Here is a 4,109-nt window from a genome sequence, read left to right as displayed (position 1 = left end):
GCAGGCCTCCGCCGCGCTCGCCAGCGCCCGCGCCGCCGGCGCGCTTTCGGTGCGCTGGGCGGGCGCCGCCCTGAACGACGACGCCTACAGCCGGCTCCGCATGGAGCAGGAACTGCGCCACGCCATCGCCGCGGGCGAGCTGGAGCTGCATTACCAGCCCCAGATCGAGCTCCGGTCCGGCCGGCCGCTCGGGGCCGAGGCGCTGGCGCGCTGGCGCCACCCGACCCGGGGCATGATCCCGCCGGACAAGTTCGTGCCGGTGGCGGAGGAATGCGGTCTGGTGGAGGCGCTCGGCCGGTTCGTGCTGGAGACGGCGGCCCGGCAGGCGGCCGCCTGGGCCGGCCTCGGCTTCCACCTGCGGGTCGCGGTCAACGTGTCGGCGATCCAGCTGCGCAATCCGTCCTTCGCCCAGACCGCCCTCGACATCCTGCGCGAGGCGGACTGCGATCCGGCGCTGATCGAGCTCGAGATCACCGAAAGCGCCGCCATGGCCGATCCCGACCACGCCGCGCGCCAGCTGGCGCCGCTGCGGGCCGTGGGCGTCCGTATCGCCATCGACGATTTCGGCACCGGCTACTCCAACCTCGCCTCGCTGACGCGGCTGCCCTTCGACGTCATCAAGATCGACCGCGGCTTCGTGCGCGACGCGCTCGAACACCCCAACGCCCGCATGGTGGTGGCGGCGGTGCTGGGGCTTGCCGCCAATCTCGGCGTCGAAACGGTGGCCGAGGGCGTCGAGACCGAGGAGCAGCTCGCTTTCGTGACGGCCCACGGCTGCACCTTCGGGCAGGGCTACCTGTTCTCGCGGCCCGTGCCGGCGGAAAGCCTGCTGACCTGGCGGCGCAACCAGCTGGTGGCGGAGCTGCGGCGCATGGCGGGCGCCGGCGCCGCGCGCCCCGCTGCGAACGCGGCGCTGGAGGCTCTGGCACGCCTGGCCTCACGGGAGCGGGCGTTGCCGGCGTGACGCCGCCGGCGCGCTTCGTCATTGAGCCGTCACATCGAAGCGACTAGAACCCGCCCGCCGGGTCTTCGCCCGCCATCCGGGAGCTTCGCCATGACGACCACCCCCGCCAACCCCCACGACACCGCCCGCATCCTCGTGGAGGCGCTGCCCTACATGCAGCGTTACGACGCCGCGACTGTGGTGGTGAAGTACGGCGGCCACGCCATGGGTAACGCCGAGGCCGCGCGCTGGTTCGCGCAGGACGTGGCGATCCTGAAGGAGGTTGGCATCAACCCGGTGGTGGTCCACGGCGGCGGGCCGCAGATCGGCGCCATGCTGAACCGCCTCGGTATCAAGATCGAGTTCAAGGCGGGTCTGCGCGTCACCGACGCCGCCACCGTCGAGGTGGTGGAGATGATCCTCGCCGGCCTGATCAACAAGCAGATCGTGGCCTCCATCAACGCCGAGGGCGGCCGCGCCATCGGCCTGTGCGGCAAGGACGGCGGCATGGTGAGCGCCCGCAAGCTCACTCGCACCATGCTCGATCCCGAGACGCTGACCGAGCAGGTGCTCGATCTCGGCTTCGTGGGCGAGCCCGACAAGGTGGACCGCACCGTGCTCGACTGGGTGATCGCCTCCGACCTGATCCCGGTGGTCGCGCCGGTGGCGGCCGACGCCGAGGGCGTCTCCACCTACAACGTCAACGCCGACACCTTCGCGGGCGCGATCGCGGGCGCGGTGGACGCCAAGCGCCTGCTGCTGCTGACGGACGTGCCGGGCGTGCTCGACAAGCAGGGCAAGCTGATCGAGCAGCTCTCGGTGGAGGAGGCGCGCGGCCTCATCGCCGACGGCACCATCTCGGGCGGCATGATCCCCAAGGTCGAGACCTGCATCTACGCGGTGGAGAAGGGCGTCGAGGGCGTCGTCATCCTCGACGGCAAGACGCCGCACGCGGTGCTGATCGAGCTTCTGACCGAGGGCGGCGCCGGCACGCTCATCACCCGGTGAGCAACGTCGTCCAGTTCCGCCGGCCCGAGAAGAAGCCGGATCCCAACCGGCCGGCGGAGCGCAGGCGCGGCGTCGGCGAGTTTCTCGTCGCCGTGCTGGTGACGGGGCTGATCCTCTATCTGCTGCCCTCGCTCTGGTCGGGCTTCTCGCTGCATTTCCTCGCGGTGATCAACCTGCTCGTGGCCGTGGTCTACGCCATGCAGGGGCCGCGGCTGCTGGCGATCGGCTGGATCACGCTGTCGCTGGTCCTGCTCGCGCTCGCCCAGGCGCCGTCGCCGGTGTCCTACGCCCTGTTCCAGGGGCTGGAGGCGCTGAAGGCGCTTCAGCCCTGAAAACGCCGCGAAGTCGGGCGATCAGAAGACGTTCATGATCCTCGCGTAACTCTCAGGGGCCTTAACGCCTCGACGTTCGCGGGGCAGGCCACGCAAAGGCGTCCATGAACGACATGCCCCCTCCCGCCGCCGTCTCCCGGCTGGCGGACCACGCCGAGCAGGCGATCGACAAGGGTTTCGACCATGTCGACACGTGGGTCTTCGATCTCGACAACACGCTCTATCCGCCGTCCTCGCGGCTGTTCGACCAGATCGACGACAAGATCACCGCCTATGTGGCGAACCAGTTCGGCATCGACGGCATCTCCGCGCGGGCGCTGCAGAAATATTATTACCGCGTCCACGGCACGACCCTGAAGGGCCTGATGACGGAGGAGGGGCTCGACCCCGCCCATTTCCTCGCCTTCGTCCACGACATCGACCATTCGGTGCTGGTGCCGGCCCCGGACCTCGCCGCCGCCATCGCCCGCCTGCCGGGCCGGCGCTTCGTGCTGACCAACGGCTCCCGCTACCACGCCGAGCGGGTGGCGACGCGGCTCGGCGTGGCGGACCTGTTCGAGGACATCTACGACATCGCGGCCTCGAACTACGTGCCGAAGCCGTCGCAGGAGGCCTACGACACCTTCCTGAAGCGCCACGGCGTGGAGGCGCGCAAGGCCGCCATGTTCGAGGACCTCGCGAAAAACCTCGTCGCGCCGCACCGGCTCGGCATGCGCACGGTGCTGGTGGCGCCGGCGGACGGGGCGGGCGACGCGCTGGACCGGACCACCGGCCCCGACGACCTCATCGCCGGCCCCCATGTGGACCATGTCACCACCGACCTGCCGGGCTTCCTCTCGGCGCTCGCGATCGTGGCGCGCGACTGAGCCCGGTTCCCGCCGGTCTCTCGTGATTCCGGTAACCTTCCGCGAACGGCTTGTCCGTTAAGCCTTCAGGGCGCGGCCGTGCGGCCGCGACGGATGGGCGATGCGGGGACCACGAGGCGTGGCTTTCGGCGGACGTAGGATGGCGCGCGCTCTCGCGGTCGCGCTCGCGCTTGGCGCGGGCGACGCCTGGGCCGCGACGGCGACCACCACGGCGACCCTCGAGAAGGAGGGATACGCCCGTCTGGCGCTGGCCTTCGACGCCTTGCCCCCCCACGACGTGACGCTCGCGAACGGCGTGCTCACCCTCAGCTTCGCCGAGCCGGTGAAGATCGACACCGGCCCGATCGTGCGCGGTCTCGGCGATCTCGTCGGCATGGTCCGGCGCGATCCGGACGGCACCGCGATCAAGATCGCGCTCACCCGCTCCGCCAAGCTGAACGTGACCGAGGCGGGCGAAGCGCTCTACGTGGATCTCCTGCCCGCCAACTGGGTCGGCATGCCGCCCGGCCTGCCCAAGGGCGTGCTCGCCGCGCTCGGCAAGGCCGCCCGCGAGGCGCGCGCCGCCAAGGCGGAGATGGAGCGCCGCCGCCGGGTCGAGATGCCGCCGGTCACCGTGTCCGCCGCCACGCTGCCGACGCTCTACCGGCTCACCTTCGGCATGGAGCCCGGCGCGGAGGTGGAGATGGCCCGCGACGGCGAGCGGGTGACGCTGACCTTCGACGCGCCCTATCCGTTCGACGTCGTCGCCGCACGCGCCAACCTGCCGTCCGCCTTCGTTGGGCTGGAGGCGAAGGTCGGCCCTCGCGGGCTGGTGATCACGCTGCCCGCGCCCGACGACAAGGACGCGCGCGGCTTCCGCGAAGACGACGACTACGTGCTCGACATCGACCGCGACGCGCCCGCGGACGCCGGACCGGCGGCGTCCACGCCGCCGCGCGTCCTGCCCGCGCTCGCCCCGCC

Annotated in this window: 4 protein-coding genes and 1 pseudogene; all 5 read left to right on the top strand. The window is 71.3% G+C overall.

Annotated elements, in window-relative coordinates; translation table 11 throughout:
- On the top strand, nucleotides 1–964 hold a 964-nt coding region (locus ACFQ4O_RS15785), incomplete at its 5' end, for a putative bifunctional diguanylate cyclase/phosphodiesterase (RefSeq protein ID WP_378777028.1).
- 90 nt (nucleotides 965–1,054) lie between these two features.
- Complete coding sequence (argB, locus tag ACFQ4O_RS15780) at nucleotides 1,055–1,951, top strand: acetylglutamate kinase (RefSeq protein WP_378777027.1); 897 nt, start codon at nucleotides 1,055–1,057, stop codon at nucleotides 1,949–1,951.
- Entirely contained in the window at nucleotides 1,948–2,283 is a 336-nt protein-coding gene (locus tag ACFQ4O_RS15775; protein ID WP_378777025.1) for a hypothetical protein, read from the top strand. Before argB ends, ACFQ4O_RS15775 begins: the two co-directional genes overlap by 4 nt.
- Nucleotides 2,284–2,396: 113 nt before the next feature.
- On the top strand, nucleotides 2,397–3,149 hold the full coding sequence (locus ACFQ4O_RS15770; RefSeq protein WP_378777030.1) for a pyrimidine 5'-nucleotidase: 753 nt from the start codon (nucleotides 2,397–2,399) through the stop codon (nucleotides 3,147–3,149).
- A gap of 139 nt (nucleotides 3,150–3,288) precedes the next feature.
- Nucleotides 3,289–4,109: pseudogene (locus tag ACFQ4O_RS15765) on the top strand (hypothetical protein); the annotation flags it as partial.

This window comes from Methylopila musalis, assembly GCF_042679725.1.
In the GTDB taxonomy this organism is placed as follows: Bacteria; Pseudomonadota; Alphaproteobacteria; order Rhizobiales; family Methylopilaceae; genus Methylopila; species Methylopila musalis.
Note: the sequence above shows the minus strand (reverse complement) of the source record. Positions and strands in the feature narration are given on the sequence as shown.